Here is a 24,936-nt window from a genome sequence, read left to right as displayed (position 1 = left end):
GTTTTTTTATTTTGTTTTGGCAAAAAAACCAAAAAAATACTCAGAAAAAATATTTTTAACAATAAAATATCTTTTTTGGAATGACAACAAAAAAATATAAAAAAATAATTTATAACATTCGTGACACATTTTCGCGCATATTTTTTTATGCTAACATTAAAAAAATTTTTTTTATAAATCTAGCCTTAAATAAAAATAAAAGTTCTATAAAAACTAAGATATAAGTCTTAATTTAAGAATAATAAAAATTAATGTAATTATTTTTGAAATAAAATATATTATTTAATATTTATTAATGTAAAAATTAAATATATAAATTAAATTAAAAATATATAATTTAATTTGTGAAAAAATTAGAAAAAATTACAACTCAAAAAGAAAATTTTGCTAAGTGATATACTGATGTTATTCAAAATGGTGATTTAATGGCCTATGGTTCTTCAAAGGGTTCAATAATCTTTAAACCTTTATCATTTGGAATTTGAGATAACATCCGTTTAAATTTAGATAGTCAGTTCAAGAAAATTGGCGTTCAAAATGTAAATTTACCTCTTTTAATTCCTGAAAGTCTTTTAAACAAAGAAAAAAACCATATCACGGGCTTTAATCCTGAATTAGCGACAGTTACTGAAGTTGGTGGAAGAAAACTAAATGAAAAATTCTTTATAAGACCCACAAGTGAAGTCTTGTTTGGCGATTTTTTTAAAAATGAGGTTGAATCTTATAATGATTTACCATTAATTTATAATCAATGAGTAAATGTTTTAAGATGAGAAAAAACAACAAATCCATTTTTAAGAACTAGAGAATTTTTATGACAAGAGGGACACACAATCCACAACAATAAAGAAGAGGCAGAAAATTTAACTACTCAAATGTTAGATGTATATACTAATTTTGTCAAGGATTTTTTAGCAATTCCAGTAGTAAAAGGTCAAAAAACAGAACATGAAAAATTTGCTGGGGCTGATTACACTTTTACAATTGAAGCTATGATGAAAGATGGCAAGGCTCTGCAAGCCGGAACAAGCCATTACTTAGGACAAAATTTTTCTAAAGCATTTGACATTAGTTTTAAAAATACAAAAAATAAAATTGAACATGCATATGGAACTTCATGGGGAGTATCTACTAGATTGCTAGGAGCTTTAATAATGACTCATGGTGATGATAGAGGAATAATTATTCCACCAAAAATTGCACCTATACAAGTTGATATTATTGAGCTATTTGCTTCAAAAGATGAAAGAATTTCAAAAGAAGCTAAAAAAATATATAATCTTTTAAATGAAGTTGGAATTAGTGCAAAAATCGATTCAACAAATAAAAATGCTGGATTTAAGGCTGCTAATTCAGAAATTCACGGCACCCCATTAAGAATTGAAATAGGTCCAAGAGATTTAAATGAGAATAAAGTTTTATTTGTAAGAAGAGATACAATTGAAAAAATTTATGTACCTCTAGAAAAAATAAAAGAAACTACAATCAATATTCTTAATGAAATTCAAGAAAACCTATATAATGAAGCTAAAAAAAGATTAATAAAAAATATAAAAATTGCTAATAATTATAAGGAATTTAAAACTCTTATCGAAAATGGAAATTGAGTTATTACTAAATTTGCTGGTGATGGTAATGATGAAGAAAAAATTAAAGAAGAAACTGGCGCTTCTACCCGTTGTATGCCATTTAATTTAGATATTGAAATAAATTCTGAAGATTGTTTTTATACAAACAAAAAAACAAATAGAGTAGTAATTTTTGCAAAGTCTTATTAATGTAAAAAATAATTTTCTAATAATAAATAAAAAAATGAAGGAGAAAAAATGTATAAAAAATTATTAAAAAATGAATTAAACAATCAACACTTAAACGGCAAGGCGATTGTAGCTTTTAGAGCTGTTTGATGCCCTCCTTGCCAAATGATCGAACCTGAATTAAAACGTTTAACTGAAGAAAATGAAGATATTAATGTTTTTGATTTTGATGTAGACCAAAACATTGAATTTGCACGTGAAATGGGTGTTTCAAGTATTCCATCATTATTCTACTATAAAAATGGTAGTCTAATTAATTCAACAAAGGGTTATATGCCAGCTGAAGAATTAAAAAAACAACTAGAAAAATAATTTAATTATGATTAATTTTAAACCAAAAGCTTATTTTACAGATTTAGATGGCACTCTTTTAGACTTACCAAAAACTAAAGAAAGTATTAGTAAAGATAATTTAAATATTCTTAAGCAAAAAAATGATAATGGAATACCTTTTATAATTGCTACTGGTCGTTATGCATCAGATTTTGTGCTAGATCTAGCAAAAAAAGCAAATTCACCTTATGTCATTTGTCAAAATGGTGGTCTTATTGTTGACAACACAGGAAAAATTTTAATTAAACATGAAATTAAAAAAGATACAGTTATGCAAATAACTGAAATCCTAAAAGAAAAAAAATTATTCTTTATTTTTAATAGTGGCAATATTATTTATGGAACAGCATCAAAATTAAGAATTTTTAGACCTTGAATTAAAAAATTAGAACAAAAAACATACGATGAAATTCCACAAATAACTAATTTAACAAAAATAATTACTTTTGGAACCAGCAAAAAAAACATTAAAAAATTAGTTGATGAATTATCTGAAAAATTTAAAAATATTTCTTTACATATCGTTTCTAAGGGATACGCAATAGAAATAAACGATATTAATGCTAACAAAGGAAGGGGTATTGAATTTGTTTCAAAACTTCTAAACATAAATCCAAAAGATGCTGTACATTTTGGCGATTCAGGAAATGATACATCTACCATACCTTACGTTGGGGCTTTTATAGCAATGAAAAATTCCTTAAAAAATATTAAAGTTCAAGCTTCTTGAGTAGCTCCTTCATATAAAAAATCTGGAGTTGCTAAAGCTATTAAAATTATCGAAAATTCATTTAAATAAAATAAGCAAATCACAATGGTTTGCTTATTTTTTAAAATAGTTTATTATGCTGTTTTCACTTCTAACTACAAAATTATCTTCATCACCACTACTAAATTCATAATTTGCATGAATTCTCTTTCCTTTTATATAATTTACCCCATGCCCATGCGCTACTGATGAAAAATAATTTATGCCGGCAGTATTAAATTTTACTTGTAATTTTGGATAACCCGGAATAAGTTTTTGAATATTTCTAATAGAAATTGTATTTATATCATCTGAATTATTCTTTGAATAAATATCAAAATTATATGTCCATTTTCCATTTTTATCTATTACATTCTTATCAAGCAATTGATTTATAGCACTTTCAAAAATAAATTTCTTAGTTTCTTTTATTGGATCTTCTATTAAACGTTTTTTATTGACTTCAATATAGCCATAATCTGAACTATCACTTAATAATTTTTCTCTAATTTCGTGAGTTTTACTTTCAAAAAAATCTCAAGCTTTTCTTTTATCAGATTCTAAGTATGCCTTATCAGAATTAATATATTCTAAAATTTCTTTATATGGTTTTGAATATATTTCTAAAGATGTATTTGCCATATTAACTCAAGGATATAAAGATTCTTCATTTCTATTTGGGTCTTCAAAATATTCATCGTAATTTTTTTCATATCTTTCAGCTAAATCATTAAATTTTTTTGATATTTCTTTATGATGTTTTATTTCACGTCTGCTATTAACAGGACGTTTTAAAAGATCAACATTATTTTTTAAATTTTTTATTTTATCGTTAAAATCATCTTTATTTTTTTTATTTTTTTCAATATCTTCTTCAATTTTGGAATTTAATAATTGGAATTCTACTTCATTAGCAGTAGGTTGTGCCAAATGAGAATCAACTTCAGCTAAATATATTTTTTTTAAATATTTTGGTAAATAATCGGTTGTATTAATTTTATCTTGTAAAGTATTATATAAATCGGTTATTTTAATACGCTCTTTAATTGTTTCTTTAACTTCTTCAGCTTTATCTAGATTTTTTTGATATTCATTTAATTTAATCTTATTATTTCCAATAATTAATAAAAAATCATTTTTTATTTTTTCGTATGTGTCTAAAGTATTTTCAAGCTCTTTTTGTAAACTAAGTAGCTTATCTTTTTTATGTAAATTTTCTGTTTTGAATATAATTTCATTTCCTTTTGAAAATATATTTAACATCTTTTTATTAAATTCATCAAATTTTAATTGCGTATTATTTTCTAAAACTTTATTTTTATTAATTAAATTTTCGTATGTATCGTCATTCTTATTTACTTGATTTTTTGTTATAAAATCGGTTAAAGAAGATAATATGTTATTAATTTCTAAATTATCTTCCTTAGAAATTTGTTTTATTTTATTTTTAATATTATTTAATGAACCAATTAATTGATTATTTTTTTCTAATTCTTTTTCTTGATTATTTTTTTGAATTCTTAAGTTTTCAATTTGGTCATTATTTTCTTTTAATTTTAATTTTTGGATTAAATCTTGCTTGTTTTTTTGAGTTAATTTAATTGATGAATCAATTTCTTGTTTTAATTGTTCTTTTTTATCATTTAGTAGTTTTAAAATTTCATATTCGTTTTTAGCTTCTTCGATGCCAATTTTTTGTTTTATATTTGCAATTCCTTGTTTTTTTTGTTTATTAGAAATAAGTGATAATTTTTCTATTTCATCAGCATATCTCTTTTTTGATTCATTAAGGTTTCTTGCATTTTCTAGTTCTTTTTCAATATCTGATATTTCATTTTTGCTTTCAATAGATTGTTTAAAGTCATTTTTTTCAGATTTAGTTAAATATTCTAATTTATCAATTTCAGAAACTCTTTTTTTAGATTTTTCTAAATTATCTAGTTCACGTGCGTTATCAATAATAGGTTGAATTTCTTTTTCGTTTTTGCCTTTAAGTTGATTTTTAAAATTATCTTTTTCTTCTTGTGATAAATTATTTAAATTTTGAATTTCGCTTTTAGCATCGACAACTTTTTTATTTCAATTTGAATATTCTTCAAGCAGACTGTCTACTTTTTCTTTTGTTTCAGATTCTACTAATTTTTTATTAAATTCTTTTTTGGTTGTTTCATTTCAAATTTCATTTAAATTTAAATTATTAGCTTCTTTTCCTTTTTTGTAATTATTTAACTCTTCAGCTTGTTTAAACACTGAAGAAACTCCGTTTTTATTAACTTGTTTATTAATTTCTTCTTCATATTTTCTCTTTTTGTCTTCAGAAATTAAATTTAATTTTTTAATATTATTTATTGTTTCTTTCTTGTGTTTATTTAAATCGTTTTTTTCCTTAGCGTTTTTAAGAATTGTATCTAAATCTTGCTTGTTTTTTGAAGTAGCGATTGAAGATAAAAGTTTTTGCTTATCACTGCCTAAATCTTCTAAGGTATCTAATTCTTTTTTAATGCTTTCTTTTTGAGATTTTAATAATAAGTCATCATAAATTTGTTGTGCTGCGGCCTTCGAGATAGCATTTTTAATTTTATTTTCAGCCTCATTTTTTTCTTGAATTTCTAAATTAGAAAGTTTTTTAAGATTCTCAATTAAATTTTGTTTAAAAGAATTAAGTTCTGAAGCATTTTGCTCAATTTTCTTTGTTTCAATTAAATCTGTTTTAGGTTTTAGATCACTAATAAATTTATTTTTATCTAAATCACCTAAGAAATTTAATTCTTTTTCTATTCTTTGTTTGATTTGTTTTTTAGATTCTTCTAATTTTGTAAATTCTTCTTGAATTGTTATATATTTTTGTTTATCGATTTCATTAATAAAATCATTTTTTATTTTATCTATATAAGATTCTTCAAATTCTTCTGAATTCTTAATTTTAGAATTAAACAATGTTTCTTTATCGATATTTTTTTGCTCAATTTCTTTAAGGTTAAATTGTATTTGATTTTCAGTTTTTAAATTATCAAATTCTTTTTTAACTAAACCTTTTTCTTTATCTCCAATTCAATTTAATTTATTAACATTTGCTTTAGCTTTTGAAATTAAAACCTTGATTTGTTCGCCTTTTGCTTCGAATAAAATCGCATCGATTTCATCGATGTCGGTTTGTTTATTAATTTGTTCTTCAAATCCAGATTTTTTATCTGACTCATTTTTAAATAATTCTTCAATTTCTTTAATTGCATTTATTTTTTTATTTTCAAGTTCAAAATCTTTTTTAATTTTATCGATTTTTTGGCGATCGTTTTCTTGATCTAATAATAAATTAAAACTGTTTTTTTGGTCTTGTGATAAATGTATATTTTCAGAGTTAAGTAAGTTTTTAACTTCGTTTCTATACTTGTTTAATTCAAGTATTTCTTTGGCTTTTTCATTATCTAATTTTATTTTTTTAGAAATATCTTTTAATTCTGTTGGATTTTTAGTGTTATTTATTATTTTTTTAAATTCAGATGTTTGCTCTTCGGTTAAATATTTTGCTAAATTTAAATCATCTAAAACTATTTGTTTTAGTTTGTTTAATGAGTTTTCATTGTTTTGCTTATTTTTATTTTCAATTTCGACAAGTTTATTTTTTGCTTCTTCAAAGTCACTATTTTCAATTTGATTTTTAAGATTTTTAATTTCATTTAAAAGACGCAAATTAGCTTCATTAAATTCATTTTCTAAAGTATCAAAATCTTGGCTTAAATTAATTTTAGATTTAGAATCATTTTCTTTTTGTTCAATATTCAATAAACTTTCGTTAATTTTATTTTTTAAATTTTCTTCTTTTTGTTTTAAAGTTTTTAAAACTTCTTCAGCTTCCAAAATAACTTTTTCTAACTCACTGTTTTTATTTAATAAATCTTCATCATCGAAGCGTTTAATATAATCTTTTGCATCAATTGCAACTGGCAATGTTTTTTCAAAAACATCGATTAATTTCTTAATTTCAGTTAAAGATAAATTTTCCTTATTTGAATTATCAATTTTTACATTTAATAAATTGATGTGGTTTTCGATTTCCTCAATTTGTCTATCTTTTAATTGTTCTTTTGTTAATCCTTCAGATTCTTTAATTAGTTTTTTAACTTTTTGGTCAGCTTTTTGAACTTTTTGACTAATTTTTACTAAATTATCAATATGATTTTTTGAATCTTTAGCTTGCTTTTTGGCTTCTTCGACTTCTCTTAAAGCGTTTTGCAATTCAAGATTAGCTTCGTTTAACCCCGGCACATTAATTATTGATGTACTTTCTAATCTTTGGATAGCTTTTTCCGAGGTTTGTTTCGCATTTTGAACAACGTTGTCTAGATTTTTTATATTTTGATTTAATCTTATTTTTGAAGTTTCAATTTTAGTTTCTAAATTACTAATACTTTGTTTTAAATTATTTAATACCAATTGAATTTTTTCATATTTTAAATAATCTTCCTTGTTTAAAAGGGTAAGTGACTTTTTAAAAATTTCTAGATTTTTTAAGGCGTTTTCAATAGCGATTTTTAAAGTATCAACTGAATTATAATTTGCATCTAAAAGGTTTATTTCATCATTATTTTTTTTAGTTTCTAATTCAATATCTGAAATAATTTTTTTAATTTCTTCATTACTTAATTTATTTAAATTTATAACTAAAGTAGCTGTTGTACTAACTAAGCTAACAATAGAAGAAATCACCAAGGCCTTTATTATTTTCCTCTTTGTAGATTTTTTCATAACTTATAAACATCCTTATAATTTATTTATATTTTTTATTTTTATAATAATTGTTTTATTTAAATTTTCGAATACAAGAAAAAATAAAATTTATGATTTTTATTTTTTTTAATTAACCAACATATTATAAGGGATTTTTTTTAAAAAAAAGATAAATTTTTATAAAAAATATAAACAATAATATGTAATAAAATTCTAAAATAAAATTTAAAACTTAAAGTTTTCTAAATTAAGGCTATAATATTAAAATATATTAAAATATTATTTTTTAGTTTAGTTTATTTTTTAATTTTTATAACAACAAGGAGAAAATATGAAAGCGAAAATAGCTATCAATGGTTTTGGTAGAATAGGTCGTTTAATTTTTAGAAACATTTGAAACGATCCTGAATTAGAAGTTGTTGCAATCAACGATTTAACTGACGCCAAAACTCTTGCTCACTTACTAAAATACGATACAGCTCACGGAACATTTACACACAATGTAACAAGCACTGAAAAATCAATTATTGTTGATGGAAAAGAATTACCAATTTTTAGTGAAAAAGACCCATTACAATTACCTTGAAAAGAATTAAATGTTGACGTTGTTGTTGAAGGAACAGGAAGATTTTTAACAACAGAAGCTGCTCAATTACATATTAATGCTGGAGCAAAAAAAGTTTTAATTACTGCACCTTCTAAGAGTTCAGATGTTAAAACAATTGTTTACTCAGTTAATGAAAATATTTTAACAAAAGATGACTTAATTGTTTCTGGAGCTTCATGTACAACAAATAGTTTAGCACCAGTTTTAAATGTTCTAGAAAATGAATTTGGTATTGAAAAAGGTTATATGACAACAGTTCACTCATATACCGCAGATCAAAGATTGCAAGACGCTCCACACTCAGATTTAAGAAGAGCTAGAGCAGCTGGTTCGAACATGATTCCTACAACAACCGGGGCTGCTAAATCAATTGGAAAAGTTATACCTTCATTAAAAGGAAAAATGAATGGTCTTGCTTTAAGAGTTCCTACAATTACAGGTTCAATTATTGATGTTACAGTTGAACTTAAAAAAGATACTACAGTTGAAGAAATTAATAAAGCTATAAAAGAACATTCTTCAGATTCATTATTTTATACTGAAGATCCTATTGTTTCAAGTGACATTATTGGTTCAACAGCAGGTTCTATATTTGATGCACAATTAACACAGGTATTAGAAGTTGATGGTAAAAAATTATATAAAGTTTATGCATGATATGACAACGAATCTTCATTTGTAAACCAATATATAAGAACATTAAAATATCTTGTTAATTTAAAATAATTTATTTTTAAAATTAAAATCAAGCTATCTTAAAAAAGCTTGATCCTAAAAAGTAAATCCAAGTGCAACACTAGTTGCTTGGCTTTTTTTTATTTTATTATTTTTTTCTAAAATTATTTATATTTTATTTTGAAAGCTCCTTTTGAAAGGGGTTTGGGGTTAGAAGTCCTCTTGATAAGAGGGTTCGGGAGTAGAAATTTAACATATAACAAAACTAAAATACCTCTTTGCAAAAGAGGTTAGAATTTTGTAACTTTAATTATCAAACAAGACCATAATAGTTAGCATTTATAAATAATTCGTTTGCTGATTTTCAATTTAAAATTTCACGAGGCATATTATTTATTTTTTTAGTAATTTCATCTAACATTTCTTGTGTTATTTGATTAAAATCAAATCCTTTTTTATATTCTCTTCTAATAAGACCATTTCAATGCTCATTAGACCCTCGTTGAAATGATGCATATGGCTCGGCTTTATATATTTTTGTATTAAGTCATTTTCCCAATATTCCTATTTTTTCAAACTCAATACCATTATCAACAGTTATTGATTTTACAATCAATTCATTATCTTCAATAAGTTTTTTTATTGTAGCATTTACTTTCATTGAATTTTTGCTTTGTATTAAAATAGCAAAACCAACTCTTGTTTTTCTTTCAGTAAAAGTTAAAATATTGTTATAACCCGTAGCTCTTTTACCAATAATTAGATCAGCTTCTCAATGTCCGAATTCTTCACGGCGGTCAATTGACTTGGGTCTTGTTCAAATAGGGAAAACAAAATCTGCTGATTTAACAAGTCTTTTTATAACACTTCCTGTTCTTTTACCACCTTTTTTATAGTATGAACGTAATAAATTAGATCTTTTAATATTTCATTTATTGCTTTTTATTCAATTGAATATAGTTTTTAAACAAGGAATTTTAATTTTAAAATTATCTTTTATATATTTATGAGTTAGTTTTACTCCATAAAATTTTTTATCAAATTTTTTTTGAAATATTTCACAAAATTTACTGTATTTACTATTCAAAAATTTAAAATAGTATTTATGATAATGACGCCGTTGAGCTTTAATATTTGCATAATATGGCGAATAATTACCATATTTATCTAAATTTCGTTTAATTTCTCTACTTATTGTTGAAGGGCTCTTTTGTAATATTTCTGCAATCTTTCTTAAAGACAAATTTATCTCTAAATAATTTGAAATTGCTTCTCTATCACTTTTTGTTATGTGCGTATATTTTTTAGTAGTATAATTCATATGAAGTTCCTGACCGTTATGGAGCTTTTTTCTTTTTTAAAAATAAAAAATAATAATTAAAAAAGTTCAAGCTGCACACAACTAAATTTTACTTTATTTGTGTTGCACTTGAACTTACAATGTAGCATCAAGCTATCTTAAAAAAGCTTGATTTTTTATATTTTTAATTTTAAAAATTAACTAATAAATTATGTATTTTGATATTACTTTATTTAAAAAAATAATTATTTTTTAAAAATATATTCAAAAATTTCTTCGTAATATTTAACAGGTATAAATGTAACTTGTTTTTTAACTTCTTCTGGGACATCTATTAAATTCTTTTCATTATCATATGGAATAAAAATCTTTTTAATACCAAATTGACAGGCAGCAAGAGATTTTTCTTTAAGCCCTCCAATTGGTAAAACCTTTCCTCTTAAGGTTATTTCACCAGTCATTCCTATATTAGCTGGTACAGGTTTTTTAGATAGTGCACTAATTATTGAAGTTGTAAATGTAACCCCAGCCGAAGGACCATCTTTTGGTATTGCGCCCGCTGGAACGTGAATATGAATTGATTTATTTTCAAAATCAAAATCAATACCAAATTTTTCAGCATTTGATCTTACATAAGCTAAGGCAATTTGAGCCGATTCCTTCATAACATCTTTTAAATGCCCAGTTAATTTTAACCCTTCTTTACCCTTAAAAGTTGTTACTTCTATTGCTAATGTTGAGCCTCCAAAACTTGTATAAGCAAGTCCATTCACAACACCTATTTGATCTTTATTTTCATTTTCATCATCTTCGAATTTGATTGGACCTAAAAAATCAATAACAATTTCTCTTGTAACAACAAAGTCATTTTCTATTTTTTTGTCAAGAATTTGAACAACAATTTTTCTTGCGATATTATCTAAAATTCTTTTTAGTTCACGAACACCACTTTCACGTGTATATGATCTAATTACAAATTCTAGTATTTCATCTGATATTTGAATTTGTGAAGGTAATAAAGCATTTTGACTTAAAACCTTAGGCATTAAATGTTCTTTTGCAATTTGTAATTTTTCAGCAACTGTATATGTTGATAATTCTAAGAGTTCAACACGATCAATTAATGCAGCTGGAATATTTTCATAATAATTAGCTGTTGCAATAAATAAAACTTTTGATAAGTCATATTCTAAATCTAAATAATGATCTTGAAAATTAGCGTTTTGTTCGGGATCTAAAACCTCTAGCATTGCACTAGTTGGATCTCCACGAAAATCAGATGACATTTTATCAATTTCATCTAATAAAATAACTGGGTTTGAAACTCCTGCCTTTTTGATAGCTGAAATAATTTTTCCTGGCATAGCACCAACGTATGTTTTTCTATGACCCCTTATTTCACTTTCATCCTTAACTCCACCTAATGAAACTTTAATAAATTTACGTTTTAAAGCTTCTGCAATTGATTTAGCAAGAGTCGTTTTCCCTGTTCCTGGAGGACCAATTAAAGTTAAAATTGGAATATTGTTAACTGGATTATTAAATGTATCTCCGGTTTTATGAACAAATAATTTTGTATCAATAAAATGTTCTTCATCATTTTTAATAGTTAAATATTCATCATCTTTATTTTTACTTTTTGTATGTGTTAAAACAGAAATAAATTCTAAAATTCTTTCTTTAGCTTTATTTAACCCAAAATGATGTTTATCCAAAACTTCTCTAACATGATTAATATCGATTAATTCCTTACTTACTTTTCTTCAAGGTAATGATAAAATTAAATCAATAAATGTTTTTGAAATATTTGCTTCCGGACTTGAAGCCATCATTGTTGCTAAACGAGCCTGTTCTGCCTTTAAGGCTTCTAAAACATATTTAGGATATCTTTTGCTTTCTTCATTATCTTTTTCTATTTTTTCTGCACTATTAATTGATTCGTCATTTAACATTTCTCTTAAATGTTTCATTTTTTCACGAAGTAGAAAATCTCTTTGAGAATTTTCCATTTCTTCAGTCATTTTTTTGTCAAGTTCAGTTTCAATTATCTTTTCTTGAGTTTTAGTTAAGAAAAATTGAGCAATTTTTTTAATTAAATCATCACTAGTTATGCTACTAAAAAAAGAAATTAATTCATTTCTTTTAAATACACTTTTAATTGGCTTAATAGCTAATCAAGCAGCGGCGTCTAAATGTTTTTCTTTATATTCGTTAGCTTTAGAACTAAATAATTCATTTTTAAAATCTAAAATAAATTCATCAATAATTTTTTTATAATCATATACTCCTGAAAAATTACCCAATTCATTATAAGATTTACTTATTTTAGTTGCAGCATAATCTAAATATTTTAATGATTCCTCGATTTTTTCAAAAGTTATTAAATCTTCTTCATTTATTACTTTCTCAAATGAAGTATTTAAAACTAGTTCATCTTCATCTCCCATTTCTTCTTTTTTAAGAAAAATGCTATCAATTTTTACTCTTCCTTCGCAATTTAATGTTAGATTGTAAATTCCATCTTTTTCTTTCACAGATTTAATCGTTGCTAAAACAGCATATTCTTCTATCATATCTTTGCTAGTAATATTAGTTACTGAAATATATTCATCCTTTAAAAAAGCAATAACTATCTTATTTTTATTTTTTTTGCTTTCTAAGGCTACATTCATTGCAATAACAGAATTAGGTTTTCCAACTCTAATTTCTTCAACTTGATAAGGTAAAAGAACTTGCTTTTTAACTGGTATAAATGGTAATTTCATTATATCCTCTTTTCTTTTTTAAAATTGTATTGTTTAAACAAAATTTAGGTTATTATTTAAGAAAACAATAAGAATTATTTAGCAACAATAACTAATGCTGGTTTAATAGTTCGATCGTGGAGTCTATAACCTATATTTTTTACTTCTAAAATTGTATCCTTATCAAGATCTGAATTTACTATTTCATATACTTGATGTAGATTTGAATCAAATATATCACCTACTTTTGGTTCTATTTTAAATAGACCAAAATCCTTTAGAACATTTTCAATTTGTTTGTATAACATATTAAAACCAATAATAAAGTTTTTTAAAACATCATTATCAATTTTAGAAGCAGCAGTTATTGCAATTTCGAAATTATTAAGTGGCTGAATCAAATCTTCCATAAATGATTGAAGAGCGTAAAGTTTAGCCTCTTTTATTTGTTCATTTTGATGATCATTTGTTTTACTTTTATGTTCGTTTATTAATTCTTGTGCTTTTTTTTGAATATTTAAAATTTCATCTTTAAATTTATTAGCATCATTAATAGCCTTAATTTTAAGTATTTCAATTTCGTTATTTAATTTATTTAATTGATTTTGATTTTCAATATCTTTTGTTTTAAAATCCGAAATTAAGGTTTGTAAATAAATATTTTTATCAATTAATTCTTTAGTTTTAAAATCAAGTTTTTTATTTGAAATTAATTTTAAATAATAGGTTTTTTTCTTTATTTTTATAGTTTTTTGATCATTATCAAAATCCTTGCCTTTTTTTATTATTTCCAAAATTAAAGGATCAATTTCATCATATTCTCAAATATATGTATATTTATTTTTATTAATATTTTTATTTTCCTGTTCAACTAATTCGAAAGTAACTTTATCTAATTTTTTAAAATTTCAATTCATTTATTTTCCTCCTTTAGCAACTAATTTTGATAAAACATTTAATGCTTCAAGTGTTTCTTCAATATCAATATTTTTTGGGCCCATTATTGATATTTCTTTAATATTTTGATCATTCTCAAAATCTATTTTTTTACTAATTATATTTAAATTTTCTCGTGAAAAATCAAGTCTAATTTTACTGTCTTCATCTAAATTATTTTCAATTGTTGATCAAACCGAATGTTTTTCGATTAACTCTAGTAAAACAACTAATTCTTCTCTTGAAATATTCTTAGATAAGATCATAGCATCTTTGTTATATGTTTTATTTTGAATTTTTTCTTCAAAAACAAAAATAGTTTTAATGAATTTTTCAATTATTCTTTCATAATTTCCAATTTTTTCTTTAAATAATGGAACTAAAGCCTGTACTCTAGAAGCTAAGTGAATTAATGGTGTATCAATTAGCCTTTCTTTAAATAATCTAACAGCTATTCTTAAGTCATTTAAAACAATGCCATCTTCAAAATCAAATAATTTATTTTGCACATTTCCCGTACTCGTAACAATAACAATAACTGCTGAATTAGCATCTAAAGGTGTTAGCTGAATACTTTTAAGTTTTTCATCTTTATTATTTGAAGTAGCAACAACAGTAAAATGTGCCATTTTGCTTATTAAATCAGCTGCTTCATCTAAAGTTGTATTAACATTTAAACGCTTTTTAGCTAAAATATCATTTAAATTTTTATTAAAAAACTTTTTAGGATCATAAGCAATATGTTTAGTGTAATATTCTAATCCTTTAGTTGAAGGAATTCTACCCCCAGATATATGTGGTTTCTCTAAATATCCAACTTTTTCTAAATCAGCCATAATATTTCTTATTGTTGCTGAAGAAAGAGAAATTTTTTTTAACTCAACTAATTTTTTAGATCCGACTGGCTCACCAGTTTCAAAAAACATTTCGACAATTAGTTTAAAAATTTCTAAATGACGATTCTTTAATTCCATAATATTAAAAAAGTCTCCTTAATATTTAATATTATATAATTTTAGCACTAAATTAGCACTTTAAAATCTTAATTGCTAATTTTTTATTTTAAAACTGATTTTTTTCTCTTCTTTATTTGCTAATCGTATATAGTTTGGTATATGTTTTAATAGTATTAAAACTGATAAAAAAACTAAAATATAACTGTGCGATCATTTTGGAATATCATAATTTATAAATGATAAAAATCAAGTCGAATAATAATAAGGAATAAAAGAAAAAAAAGCAAAAATTATTGTTGAAATAACTGAAGTTAAAGAAACATATTTAATAATGTAAAGAAGAATGATATAAAAAAGTATAAATAATAAAAATGTAATTAAATCAAATGCAAGAATCATACCAACAAAGCAAGCGACACCCTTACCTCCCTTAAATTTAAAAAAGCAAGGAATGATATGGCCTATAAATGCTCCAGCACCAGCAAATAAAGGAATTATATATTCGTTATTTATTATTTTTTTTATCCCGAAAGCTATCATTGTTGGAATAAATGTTTTTAGTAAATCAAAACTAAAAACTAACAAAGCAAATTTAAAGCCAAATACTCTTAAAGCATTAGTAGCACCTGCGTTATTTGAACCAAATTTACGAATATCTTTATTTTTCTTTTTTGAAAGAATAATACTTATATTAATTGAACCAATAAAGTAACCTAACAAAACAAGAATAAAATTTATTCATATGTATTCCCATTTAAACATATGAATATAATACATTATTTTTACACATATATAAAAAATAATGTTGTTTAGAAGATGAAATATATGTCTATATTAATTTTTAATTTAAAAGTTAAATAAAAAACTAGATTAAAACCTAATTTTAGATTAATCTAGTTTTGTTATTACTTTTTATAAATTATTTATTTTAATTATTAAACTGTCTCTTCTTCACTACTGCCTGAACTTTCTTCTTCACCGTCTCCTGTGTGTCCATCTGAATTTTCTTCTGAACCGTTTGTTTCACTTTCCTCGATAGCAGGTTGTTTATTTAATTCTGGGTAAGATATTTTTTCATTTTCTACTTTACCTAAATTATTAGTTAATAATTCTTTAAGGGTTTCAAAAACTGTATCAAGTTGTTTGTAAATTTTTGAACCAATATTTTTGTTAACTCATTCTAATGTATCTAAATCTGAATGTCAAATATCACCTAAAATTGCAAAGTCTTCTTTTTTAAGTCCATCAGGTCAGTCATAAACAACAGTTTTTTTATCTTCTAGAACTCTTTTCTTTAATGAAGGAATCGTTGTACCGTCTTTTAAAACTCACGCTTTAGGATTCATTGTTTGAGCATATCCATCATATACTTCGTATTTAGAAAGAATAGAAAAATTTGTTGATTCTACATAAGCAACTGGTAATTTTGCAATTTGGTAAAATGGAGCATGATCTGATCAATCCCCTGTTTCACCTTCTTTATATGCACCTGAATATTGAGGGTGAATTTGCAATTCTTGTTCATTATCTTTTAATTTAGTTGCTCTATCTTTAGAAACTTTATTTATAAGATCACGTAATTCTTTAGAAAGATTAGAATCGGGTAGTACTGCTTCGTGATCAGGACTTGTTTTTGGAGAGTGAATATACATATAATCACCACCAGCAACAGTATCCATATTAATCATACCTAAAGAATTTTTTAATAATTCATTGTTTTCGCCAGTTAAAAATTGATTTACAAAAGCATAAGAACCTAATTTTCCTAATTCTTCAGCATCAACAAAAATTAAATGTAATCTAACAGCTAATTTTTTTCTATTTTCAACATCAGCAAAATGTTTTAATAATCTTAAGTTAACAGTAACTCCTGTTGCATTATCGGTAGCCCCTCACGAAACACCTTTTGGGCCCACATTATTTGTTGAATCAAAATGTGAAACAATGTAGAAATCTTTTGGATTTTTATCCTTAGCTTTACCGGTAGGATTAATTGTGACAACAATATTGTTACCAACGTTATTTTTTAAATTATTCTCTTTAAAATCAAATAAGAAGCCATTAGTAAAAAAGCCATCTTTTTTAATATTTTCGTTCATATTATCTATAACGGCTTTATCCTTTTGCGCATCATAAATACTTAAATAATGTTTTTTAAGGCTTATTTGTTTTTTATTGTATTCTGGATATGTTATTTGCCCATTATCTAATTCTTGATATCCCATATCTTTAATTTGTTTCTTTAAATATTCATATGCATAATAGCTACCATAGTTTGAAATATTTTCTTTGGGTTTATTTGTATCATCTCCAAATTTATATAATAAGTTTTTTTCAACTATCTCTGTAGTTAATCTTTTTCCGTTTTCTAATTTAATTTCTTTTGTTGTTGCGTCAAGTAATTCTTTTTTAAAATTATTTAAATTTCCAGCTTTTCTACCGTGTGTTGTATTTAATAAATCTGAAAATAGTTTATACATTACTTTTTCAGATTCATTAAGTTTATTAAGTACAAGCATTTTTTGTAAATCTTCAATTTTTTCATTTGTTTTTTTTATTTGTTCTGACAATTCAGTATTAGTTTCATCACTTTTTTTGATTTTTTCTTCTAACGTTGTTTTTAAAGTTTTTAATTCACTTAGTTTTTGTTCATATTCTTGTTTAATTTTTTGTAATTCTTCATCTACTTTAGATTTTTCTTTTTCATCAGCACAAGAAGCTAAAATTGTTGGTAAAGCAACTAAAGAAGCTACTGAACCAAAAGATAATAGAAATTTGTTTAGTTTTTTCATTTTTGCCTTTCAAAATTTTTAATAAATAAAAAACTATTTTTATTCAATGTTTATAAAATAATTTTCTTCTTTTTTTTTTTTTTCAATTTGGCAAAAAATGACAACAAAACAGTGTTAAGAAGCAAAAAAACAATCTAAAACTTTAGGGTGAATTAAAATTTACTATAGTGTTAAAATATGTATAAATTGTTAACTTTTTGTGCCTTAATTTATTACTCTTTTTTTGTAAAAATTAATAAAAAAATTATAATTTAATTACTTATAAATTAAAATTAGGTAGAGAAAATAATATGAAAAAAAATAAAAAATTAAAATTTTTAACATTAGGACTAACGTTAACACCTATTTTAGGATTAACCATTTTGTTAAGTAGCTGCAAAAAAGAAGAAAAACAAATAGCTACAACAAATGATGATTCTTCAATAAAAAATAATGGCAAAACAAATTCAACAATTCTTGAAGGAGAGCCACTAAAAGAAAAAGAAAGCAAAAGAGATATTGATATTTCTTTAATTAAATTAAAAGATGTTGAAGATAAATCGATAGATCGTGATGGTTCACTAATTGGTGAGCAGTTAAGACTCGTTGTTGATCACACAATAAAAAATTCTAGTTTCGATCTTTCAGAAGAGGAAAAAAAAGAATATAACAAATTAGAAGATGAAACAAAAAAAGATGAATATAAGAGAAGGTTATGAAAAAAAATTGGTAAATTGTTCAAAAAACATCTAAATAAAACAACGCAAAGATATAATTTTTCTCCAAGTGATCTAAAAAATGAAGAATTTAAAAAATATTTTAATATCTATATTCCTAATTTAGTTTATTTTGCTGGTAATCATGAAGTTCATTGCTATTTTGGGTGAGATTCACAACAAAGAAATATTTACTATTATTTTAAAATTAAATGTTTGGATGGAAGACAAACTGAAGGAAATGCTACAATTTTTTTAAATTTATCTAATGAATAATATGAAATTGAAAAAATTATTATTATTTGGTGTTATTGGAAGTTTCTTTCTTCCAATAATTTCTATTTCTTGTAAGCATAAAATAGCTAATGAAATAAGCATTGATGAAAAAAAAGTAAATATTAAATATCTATCAAGATTAAATTTATCTCAGATTGCAACGTTACATAATTTTGAACCTATTTTTTATAATTTAAAACCAGCAAAAGATGGTTCAATTACTTATTTAAATTATGTTCAAAAAATTTCTAAAGAAAATGAATTAATATTCGACTCGCAAAATAAGTACAAACCTTCTTTTAAAATAAAAGAATCTTGAAAACAAATAAAAACAGAATATGATAACTTTAAAATTAGTAAAGTTAATATTTCAAAATCTAACATTTTAAATAATTTTTTTACTGAATATGATTTTAACGAGATAAAAAAAGCTGGTGGATTTTCAGATTTGTGATTTTATTATTTAGCTAATTTAAATAAAGAAACTGATTATTTTCGTGTATCCAATCCATATTTTTTTGATTTTCAAACAATTATTTTTCGTTTAGTTCACGATATTAAAACAAATAATAATTTAATGAACACAAACCATTTATTAAATAGTCAAGGTAAAAATTATTTAAAAAGATATTTATTTAATAATGAATTTATCCAAGCTGAATCATGGCTAAATAGTGATAGTGAAATATTTAGAAGAACATTTTTAAATTTTCTAATTTTATATTTAAATAAATTTGATTTGAACATAAAAAAAATAGATATTGATTGAAACAAAGCTGAAGTAAAAGAAAATGATTTTTCAAACCAAAGATACATAGCTTTTAAAATAAAAGATATAATTAACTTTCAAAACGAAAGCATAATAAATAATCAGATAAAGGAAAAAACTTTTTATATTAATGGATTTAGAAATTATGCCACAAATTTAAAATTTGGTGTTGGTGAACAAGGACTAAACGAACAGTTGCCTTTATTTAATGATTATGTTCAAAATGCCTATTTAACTATTAAACAAGATAAAAATTTAGATTTAGGTAAAGATATTAATTCATTTATAAAAGGTTATAATAGTATTGATTATTGAAACTCGCGCGGTCTAGTTTACTTATTTTCAAAATTTAAAAGTCGTTTACAACTCGATATACCAGAAATATATCAAAAACAAGATGAAAAATATGAAGTTATTGATGTCCAATTTACTAATTATTATCAAACAAGCCAAATCATTAGATTAATAATACGTGTTTACAAAAAAAATGGTGAAACAAAGGATTATGCATTATTAAGTTCTAATTTTGATGATCACGGTCATTTATTAAAAGGTTTAGCAACAAAACTTTTAGACATAAATGAACTTAATAATAAAGATTATGCAATATATCACAAAAATAAAACTATATCATTCAAAACTCTTAAATTAAATGATTTTTCAGATACTTCTTTATTTAAAGACTTGATAAAAAAAGCTTTAGTTAAAACTCAAAGTTACATCAAAATCCAAAATACTAATAAGATTGAAAAAAATTCTGATATTGCAAATATTTTAACTGCTTATTTAAATAATTATCTTCTAGCCTATGCTCTTGAAACTCAAAATTCTAATTTAAATACTGGTGTTAAAAAAATAGAACTTGACAGTGTTATTCAAAGAGAAAATGAAGTTGAATTAAGTTTTAATTTTTACAAATTTATATCAGAAAATGATTTTAGTTTTTCAACGAAAAATCAACAACCTTTTTATAATTTAAAAATTACAGTTTCTAATTTATTAAATAGTAGAAATAATCTTGATTTCAAAATTATTTCAAAAGGAGTTATAAATGAGTAAATTTAAATTAATTTCATTTTTAACAATTCCTATTACGACTTTGGTTACTATTTCTTGTAGTAAAAAAGAAGATTTTAATTCAAAAAATGTAGAATTTGAAACAAATCAAAACCAAAAAAAATCAATATTTAACCAGATAATTAAAAAAGAAGCTTTAGAGTTAAAAAGAATGATGCGTTTTTTTAATTATTCATATTATTCATTTTATAAAAATTATGATATTGTCCAAACCTCAATTAAAGAATTAATAGAAGAACAAAGTTTAAGTGAAAATAAAAAAAATTTAGAAAAATATTATAATGATTTTTGAACTGAAAAATCAGGTAATACATTTTCTAAACTTTTATTTGAATTTAAAAGTTTTTTCGAACAAGCCATTGATTCATTATCCAACCTAAATTTTTATTTAGAAAATTTTAAATTTGATAACGAAGCTATGTTAAACAAAAAAGAAAATGAATTTAAAAATGAATTAAAAAATGATTTCAAGCAATATATTTATAATGAAAATTTAATTTTAAATAATGATGATACTTTAGCGTCGCCACCACTTAAAAATATAATGAATTTATTAAAAAATATACTAAGCCAAATATCTTTAGAAATAAACAAAAACCAACATAATGAATTTTTAATAAAATATCAAGAAGCAAAAAATTATATTTATGACAATATTAATCGCATTAATTTAGATAATAATATTTTAGATTTAGTTAATTCTCTATCCGAAAATAATAAAAAAGATTTCTTTAGCTTTCAAACTAAAAAGCTTTAAGAAATCTTTTTTTATATTTTTATTCACCTAAGTCTAAAGAAATTTTTTCATTTGTTTTTTCGTTAATTCTTAAATCAAAACAAATAACATCGTAATATAAATTAACTAATTTAGTGGAATTGTCAAATCCAAATTTAATATCAATTCTATGAACTTTACTAATCTTTGATATATCTGGTTTATAAAAATTAAAATATTTTTTAAATTCTGGATCATTAGCAATTTTATCCCCATCATCATAATGACCTGAATTATATTTTTTATTTAACTTGTTAATAACATTCCCAAACTTAAAGAGAGTAATATTCGCATTTGAATTATATTCTTTATTTGCTTCTGGTGTTAGCTCGAAAACAAACTGATTATGAATTGTTGCAAGTTGAGAATCATCAAGTCTCTTATATTGATTGCCGTTAGCTAATTTATTATTATCTTCATTTTTACAAGATACAAATATCGGACCTAAAATTATCGGTAATCCAACAATAATAGAATAAAGTAGTTTATTTTTAAATTTCGCTTTGCTAATTTTATAATTCATAATAGATATTTTATTACACTTTATTAATTACATAAGCAAAATATTTTAAAATAAAAACATAAACTTAATTTTAAATTAGGTTTTATTTTTTAAAATTTAATTCTTAAAAAGAATACTAAACCAATTAGTAAAAAAATTAAAAGGATTAAAATTACAATATTCAAAATAGTTATTATCTCAAGATTACTAAATTGTATAAAATAAGCGATAAATAAAATCTAAAAATCCACACATTATTACGCCTTACTCAATAACTATTTTGGTATATATATTGCTCAATAAAAAATAAATAAAAATAACAAATATGTTAAAACATATAATAAACTCAAAAGTTGGACCAAGTAAATTCGAAAGACTTTGGGGTTTATTTATATAATTACAACACCTGCAATTCATAAAGAAATAAATTATTAAAAGAATCAAAAAAAAAGAACAAACGAAATAATTGAATAAATAATTTTTTATGACTACATAAAAAAAATAAAAAATATAAATTCAGCCTTAATTAAATTGGCTGAATTTTATAAATTAAACTTGCTGTCTTTCTTTTAAAGTTTTAAAATTTAATTACTTACACTGCTTTTTTAAAAAAACTAGTCTAACTCTAAATATAGTAAAGTTGGAAGGCTTATAAATTAAAAAACTTTATATTTCGCTATAGAAAACGATAATTTAATTATTTTGAAAAATTAAACTTATTGTATTTCTAACAATTATGCTTTTATTTTGCAATAAATCATATGTAAAGCTAACTAATTCTTTACTAATAATAACCTTAATTAAATATACTTGAATGTCAAAAAAATCAGTTTCAGATATTATTAATTTATTATTAATAAATTGATTTTTTTTCATAAAAAAACTTTGCTTTGCATACGATATTTCAACTTCATCATCGCTAATTTTTAAATTACATTTCATGTTTTTTTCATCAATAAATTCAAAAATAACATATTTGCCTTCTTCTTTTTCAATAAAGTTAACAAAATTGGTTTCGATAACTTTTTTTTCTTGATTATCAATTTCTGAAGTTAAAATGTACTTTAATTTCATTTTTTCAATCTTTCTAAGACTATTTCTTTACCGAATAAATAAATTGCTTTAGCTAATTCAGGGCCATGTTCTTCATATGTTGTAGCAATTCTAATCGGCATAAATAATTCTTTTCCTTTAAGGTTCAATTTATTTTTAGTTTCGTCAATGCATTTTTGAATATTTTCTATTGAAAAATCTACATTTTTTAACAATTCTTCAAATGTTTTTACTACCTCTAAATTTAAAATAGATAAATTTGTTTCGTGTTTTGGATTGATATAAATATTTAAATTATTTTTAATTTCAGTTAAGGTTGCGGCTGATTGTTTATATGTTTCAACAAACAATTCATTTCATTCTTTTGAAAAAGGAGAAAAAATATTTTTAATAATTGAGTTATTGTCTATTTTTTTTATATATTGTTTTGAAAATCATTCCATTTTTACAATATCAAATTTTGAAGGAGACTTTGATAATCTTTCAGGATCAAAATTTTCAATCAATTCTTCGTGAGACATTATTTCTTTACTATCTTTTGAAGTTCAACCTAATAATGATAAAAAATTAAAAATAGCATGTGGGTGATAACCTTCATTTTTATAATCTTCAATAAATTGTTTTAAACTTTTATCTCTTTTTGAAAGTTTCTTCCCTTCCATGTTAGTAATAATAGTTAAATGACCAAAAACTGGTGGTTGTCAATTTAAGGCTTCATAAATAGCTAATTGTTTAGGAGTATTTGTAATATGTTCCTCACCTCTTAAAACATGAGAAATCTCCATTTGGTGATCATCAACAACAACAGCAAAATTATAAGTTGGATATCCATCACTTTTAACAATCACAAAATCACCAATATCATCGCTATTTACTTCAATATGGCCTCTAACTAAGTCTTCTCAACCATAAACTGTATTTTTTTTCAATTTTAGTCTGATTGAATACTCATTATTTTTATCACGTCTTTCTTTTTCTTCATTATTAATTTGCAATCAATTAGGATCATATCTAAATGAAGCAATTTTTGCTTCCTCTTGTTCCTTATGTTGCATTTCAAGTTCTTCAGAAGTATCATATGCTTTATATGCAAAACCATCTGCAATTAATTTATTAGCTATTTCTTTATAAATTTCTAATTTTTCAGATTGACGATAATTACCATATTTTTCATTTGGATTTAATGGACTTTCATCTGGAATAATTCCTAATCATGCCAAGTTATTTAATTGGCTTTCTTCTCCACCAACAACATTTCTTGCCACATCTGTATCTTCTAATCTAAAAATAAAAGTTCCATTAAAATGCTTTGCAAATAAATAATTAAATAAAGCTGTTCTTGCTCCACCAATATGTAAAAATCCTGTTGGGCTTGGAGCATATCTTGTTCTTATTTTTTTCATAAATTTACTCTCTTTCAAAAATTAAAACCACAGGTTCAATAACATCTTTTCAAAATCCTCTTAAATCATTTGAAATGTCTTTCAAAAATGGTCAAGGTGCTTCTTCAATATTTGCTGGTGCGTTAGTAAATCTTGCTCGCGACGGAGCTATAATATCATTTTCAAAGTTAGGAGCAGCTTCACTTGTTTTTGCAACTCAGTATAAAACTACAAAAACCGCTCTTGGATCATTACGATATTTTGCATATTTAGATCTTGTGGAAACACCAGGTAAATTAGCAACTAGTTCATCATATGTAAAAGAAAATAAACGATAATCGTAGCGTGGTGTTAAATTATCAAATTTTAAGAATGCAAAATTTGGCTTAATTTTATAAGGCTCGTTTTTTGCACTATTATTTATATTTATTTTCCCATTAATAAAAAGTGGATATCTCTTGTCATTAGAATTAACAGGATTAAAAACAAATTGAGTATTTAAATCATAAAACTCTTTTGCACTTCCTTTAATAACTCTTTCCCTTTTTTCATTAATAAACGAATACTTTGGATCTTCCGATATTGATAAAACTGGTAATTCGTGTGAACATGAAGCAGCAACTAAAATAGGTGAAAAAATCGAAACAGCTGCTCCTATGGAACTTAAAGTTAATAATATTTTTTTACTACTATTCTTTTTCATAATTATTAATTTTATATAAAAAAATAAATATTTATTTTTCTTTTTATTTAGTTTGAAGTTTTCGTCAG

Annotated in this window: 18 protein-coding genes; 7 read left to right on the top strand and 11 right to left on the bottom strand. The window is 23.6% G+C overall.

Annotation, left to right across the window (positions count from 1 at the left end):
* The first annotated feature begins 344 nt into the window (after positions 1-344).
* Genes proS through MCAN360_RS00645 form a run of 3 tightly spaced genes read left to right on the top strand, consistent with a single transcriptional unit; the run spans position 345 to position 2,949 of the window.
* Entirely contained in the window at positions 345-1,778 is a 1,434-nt protein-coding gene (gene proS, locus MCAN360_RS05100) for a proline--tRNA ligase (protein ID WP_045433384.1), read from the top strand.
* A 48-nt stretch (positions 1,779-1,826) separates the two neighbouring features.
* Positions 1,827-2,129, top strand: coding sequence for a thioredoxin family protein (locus MCAN360_RS00650; RefSeq protein WP_045433381.1), 303 nt, complete (start codon positions 1,827-1,829; stop codon positions 2,127-2,129).
* Between the two features lie 7 nt (positions 2,130-2,136).
* On the top strand, positions 2,137-2,949 hold the full coding sequence (locus MCAN360_RS00645) for a Cof-type HAD-IIB family hydrolase (protein ID WP_045433378.1): 813 nt from the start codon (positions 2,137-2,139) through the stop codon (positions 2,947-2,949).
* A 24-nt stretch (positions 2,950-2,973) separates the two neighbouring features.
* Here MCAN360_RS00645 and MCAN360_RS05095 read toward each other — a convergent pair whose 3' ends face one another.
* Positions 2,974-7,644 (bottom strand): GA module-containing protein, encoded by a 4,671-nt coding sequence (locus MCAN360_RS05095; RefSeq protein ID WP_148310076.1) that lies wholly within the window; start codon positions 7,642-7,644, stop codon positions 2,974-2,976.
* A 313-nt stretch (positions 7,645-7,957) separates the two neighbouring features.
* Between MCAN360_RS05095 and gap the strand changes: the two genes are divergently transcribed.
* Positions 7,958-8,959, top strand: a complete 1,002-nt coding sequence (gene gap / locus MCAN360_RS00635) for a type I glyceraldehyde-3-phosphate dehydrogenase (RefSeq protein ID WP_045433375.1) — start codon at positions 7,958-7,960, stop codon at positions 8,957-8,959.
* Between the two features lie 259 nt (positions 8,960-9,218).
* On the opposite strand, the gene MCAN360_RS00630 is transcribed toward gap, so the two are convergent.
* The 6 genes from MCAN360_RS00630 to MCAN360_RS00605 form a co-directional block, all read right to left on the bottom strand.
* The gene (locus tag MCAN360_RS00630) at positions 9,219-10,229 is read right to left on the bottom strand and encodes an IS30 family transposase (RefSeq protein WP_045433372.1); all 1,011 of its coding nucleotides are present in this window, start codon (positions 10,227-10,229) and stop codon (positions 9,219-9,221) included.
* A gap of 224 nt (positions 10,230-10,453) precedes the next feature.
* A complete protein-coding gene (lon, locus tag MCAN360_RS05090) occupies positions 10,454-12,973 on the bottom strand; it encodes an endopeptidase La (protein ID WP_045433370.1) in 2,520 nt (839 codons plus the stop codon).
* A 74-nt stretch (positions 12,974-13,047) separates the two neighbouring features.
* Positions 13,048-13,869, bottom strand: coding sequence for a nucleotide exchange factor GrpE (locus MCAN360_RS00620; protein WP_045433368.1), 822 nt, complete (start codon positions 13,867-13,869; stop codon positions 13,048-13,050).
* Positions 13,870-14,862, bottom strand: coding sequence for a heat-inducible transcriptional repressor HrcA (gene hrcA / locus MCAN360_RS00615; RefSeq protein WP_045433365.1), 993 nt, complete (start codon positions 14,860-14,862; stop codon positions 13,870-13,872).
* Positions 14,863-14,937: 75 nt separating this feature from the next.
* Entirely contained in the window at positions 14,938-15,606 is a 669-nt protein-coding gene (plsY, locus tag MCAN360_RS00610; RefSeq protein ID WP_045433362.1) for a glycerol-3-phosphate 1-O-acyltransferase PlsY, read from the bottom strand.
* Positions 15,607-15,779: 173 nt separating this feature from the next.
* On the bottom strand, positions 15,780-17,636 hold the full coding sequence (locus MCAN360_RS00605; protein ID WP_052461462.1) for a M28 family peptidase: 1,857 nt from the start codon (positions 17,634-17,636) through the stop codon (positions 15,780-15,782).
* A gap of 290 nt (positions 17,637-17,926) precedes the next feature.
* On the opposite strand from MCAN360_RS00605, the gene MCAN360_RS05085 reads away from it, so the two are divergent.
* Genes MCAN360_RS05085 through MCAN360_RS05075 form a run of 3 tightly spaced genes read left to right on the top strand, consistent with a single transcriptional unit; the run spans position 17,927 to position 21,210 of the window.
* Positions 17,927-18,607: a hypothetical protein gene (locus MCAN360_RS05085; protein ID WP_045433360.1), complete on the top strand. Its 681-nt coding sequence runs from the start codon at positions 17,927-17,929 to the stop codon at positions 18,605-18,607.
* A 1-nt stretch (position 18,608) separates the two neighbouring features.
* Positions 18,609-20,435, top strand: coding sequence for an MAG3240 family lipoprotein (locus MCAN360_RS05080; RefSeq protein WP_148310075.1), 1,827 nt, complete (start codon positions 18,609-18,611; stop codon positions 20,433-20,435).
* Positions 20,428-21,210 carry a hypothetical protein gene (locus MCAN360_RS05075; RefSeq protein ID WP_045433357.1) on the top strand — a complete coding sequence of 261 codons (783 nt, stop codon included), beginning with the start codon at positions 20,428-20,430 and terminating at the stop codon, positions 21,208-21,210. The genes MCAN360_RS05080 and MCAN360_RS05075 overlap by 8 nt, the downstream gene beginning before the upstream one ends.
* A gap of 19 nt (positions 21,211-21,229) precedes the next feature.
* Here the strand turns inward: MCAN360_RS05075 and MCAN360_RS00585 are convergent, their stop codons facing one another.
* From MCAN360_RS00585 to MCAN360_RS00570, 4 genes are all read right to left on the bottom strand, one after another.
* On the bottom strand, positions 21,230-21,751 hold the full coding sequence (locus tag MCAN360_RS00585; protein ID WP_045433356.1) for a hypothetical protein: 522 nt from the start codon (positions 21,749-21,751) through the stop codon (positions 21,230-21,232).
* Between the two features lie 672 nt (positions 21,752-22,423).
* The gene (locus tag MCAN360_RS00580; RefSeq protein WP_045433355.1) at positions 22,424-22,804 is read right to left on the bottom strand and encodes a hypothetical protein; all 381 of its coding nucleotides are present in this window, start codon (positions 22,802-22,804) and stop codon (positions 22,424-22,426) included.
* Positions 22,795-24,186 carry a glutamate--tRNA ligase gene (gene gltX / locus MCAN360_RS00575; protein ID WP_045433354.1) on the bottom strand — a complete coding sequence of 464 codons (1,392 nt, stop codon included), beginning with the start codon at positions 24,184-24,186 and terminating at the stop codon, positions 22,795-22,797. Before gltX ends, MCAN360_RS00580 begins: the two co-directional genes overlap by 10 nt.
* A gap of 4 nt (positions 24,187-24,190) precedes the next feature.
* A complete protein-coding gene (locus MCAN360_RS00570) occupies positions 24,191-24,868 on the bottom strand; it encodes a hypothetical protein (RefSeq protein ID WP_045433352.1) in 678 nt (225 codons plus the stop codon).
* Positions 24,869-24,936 lie beyond the last annotated feature (68 nt).

This window comes from Metamycoplasma canadense (assembly GCF_000828855.1).
GTDB lineage: Bacteria > Bacillota_I > Bacilli_A > Mycoplasmatales > Metamycoplasmataceae > Metamycoplasma > Metamycoplasma canadense.
Note: the sequence above shows the minus strand (reverse complement) of the source record. Positions and strands in the feature narration are given on the sequence as shown.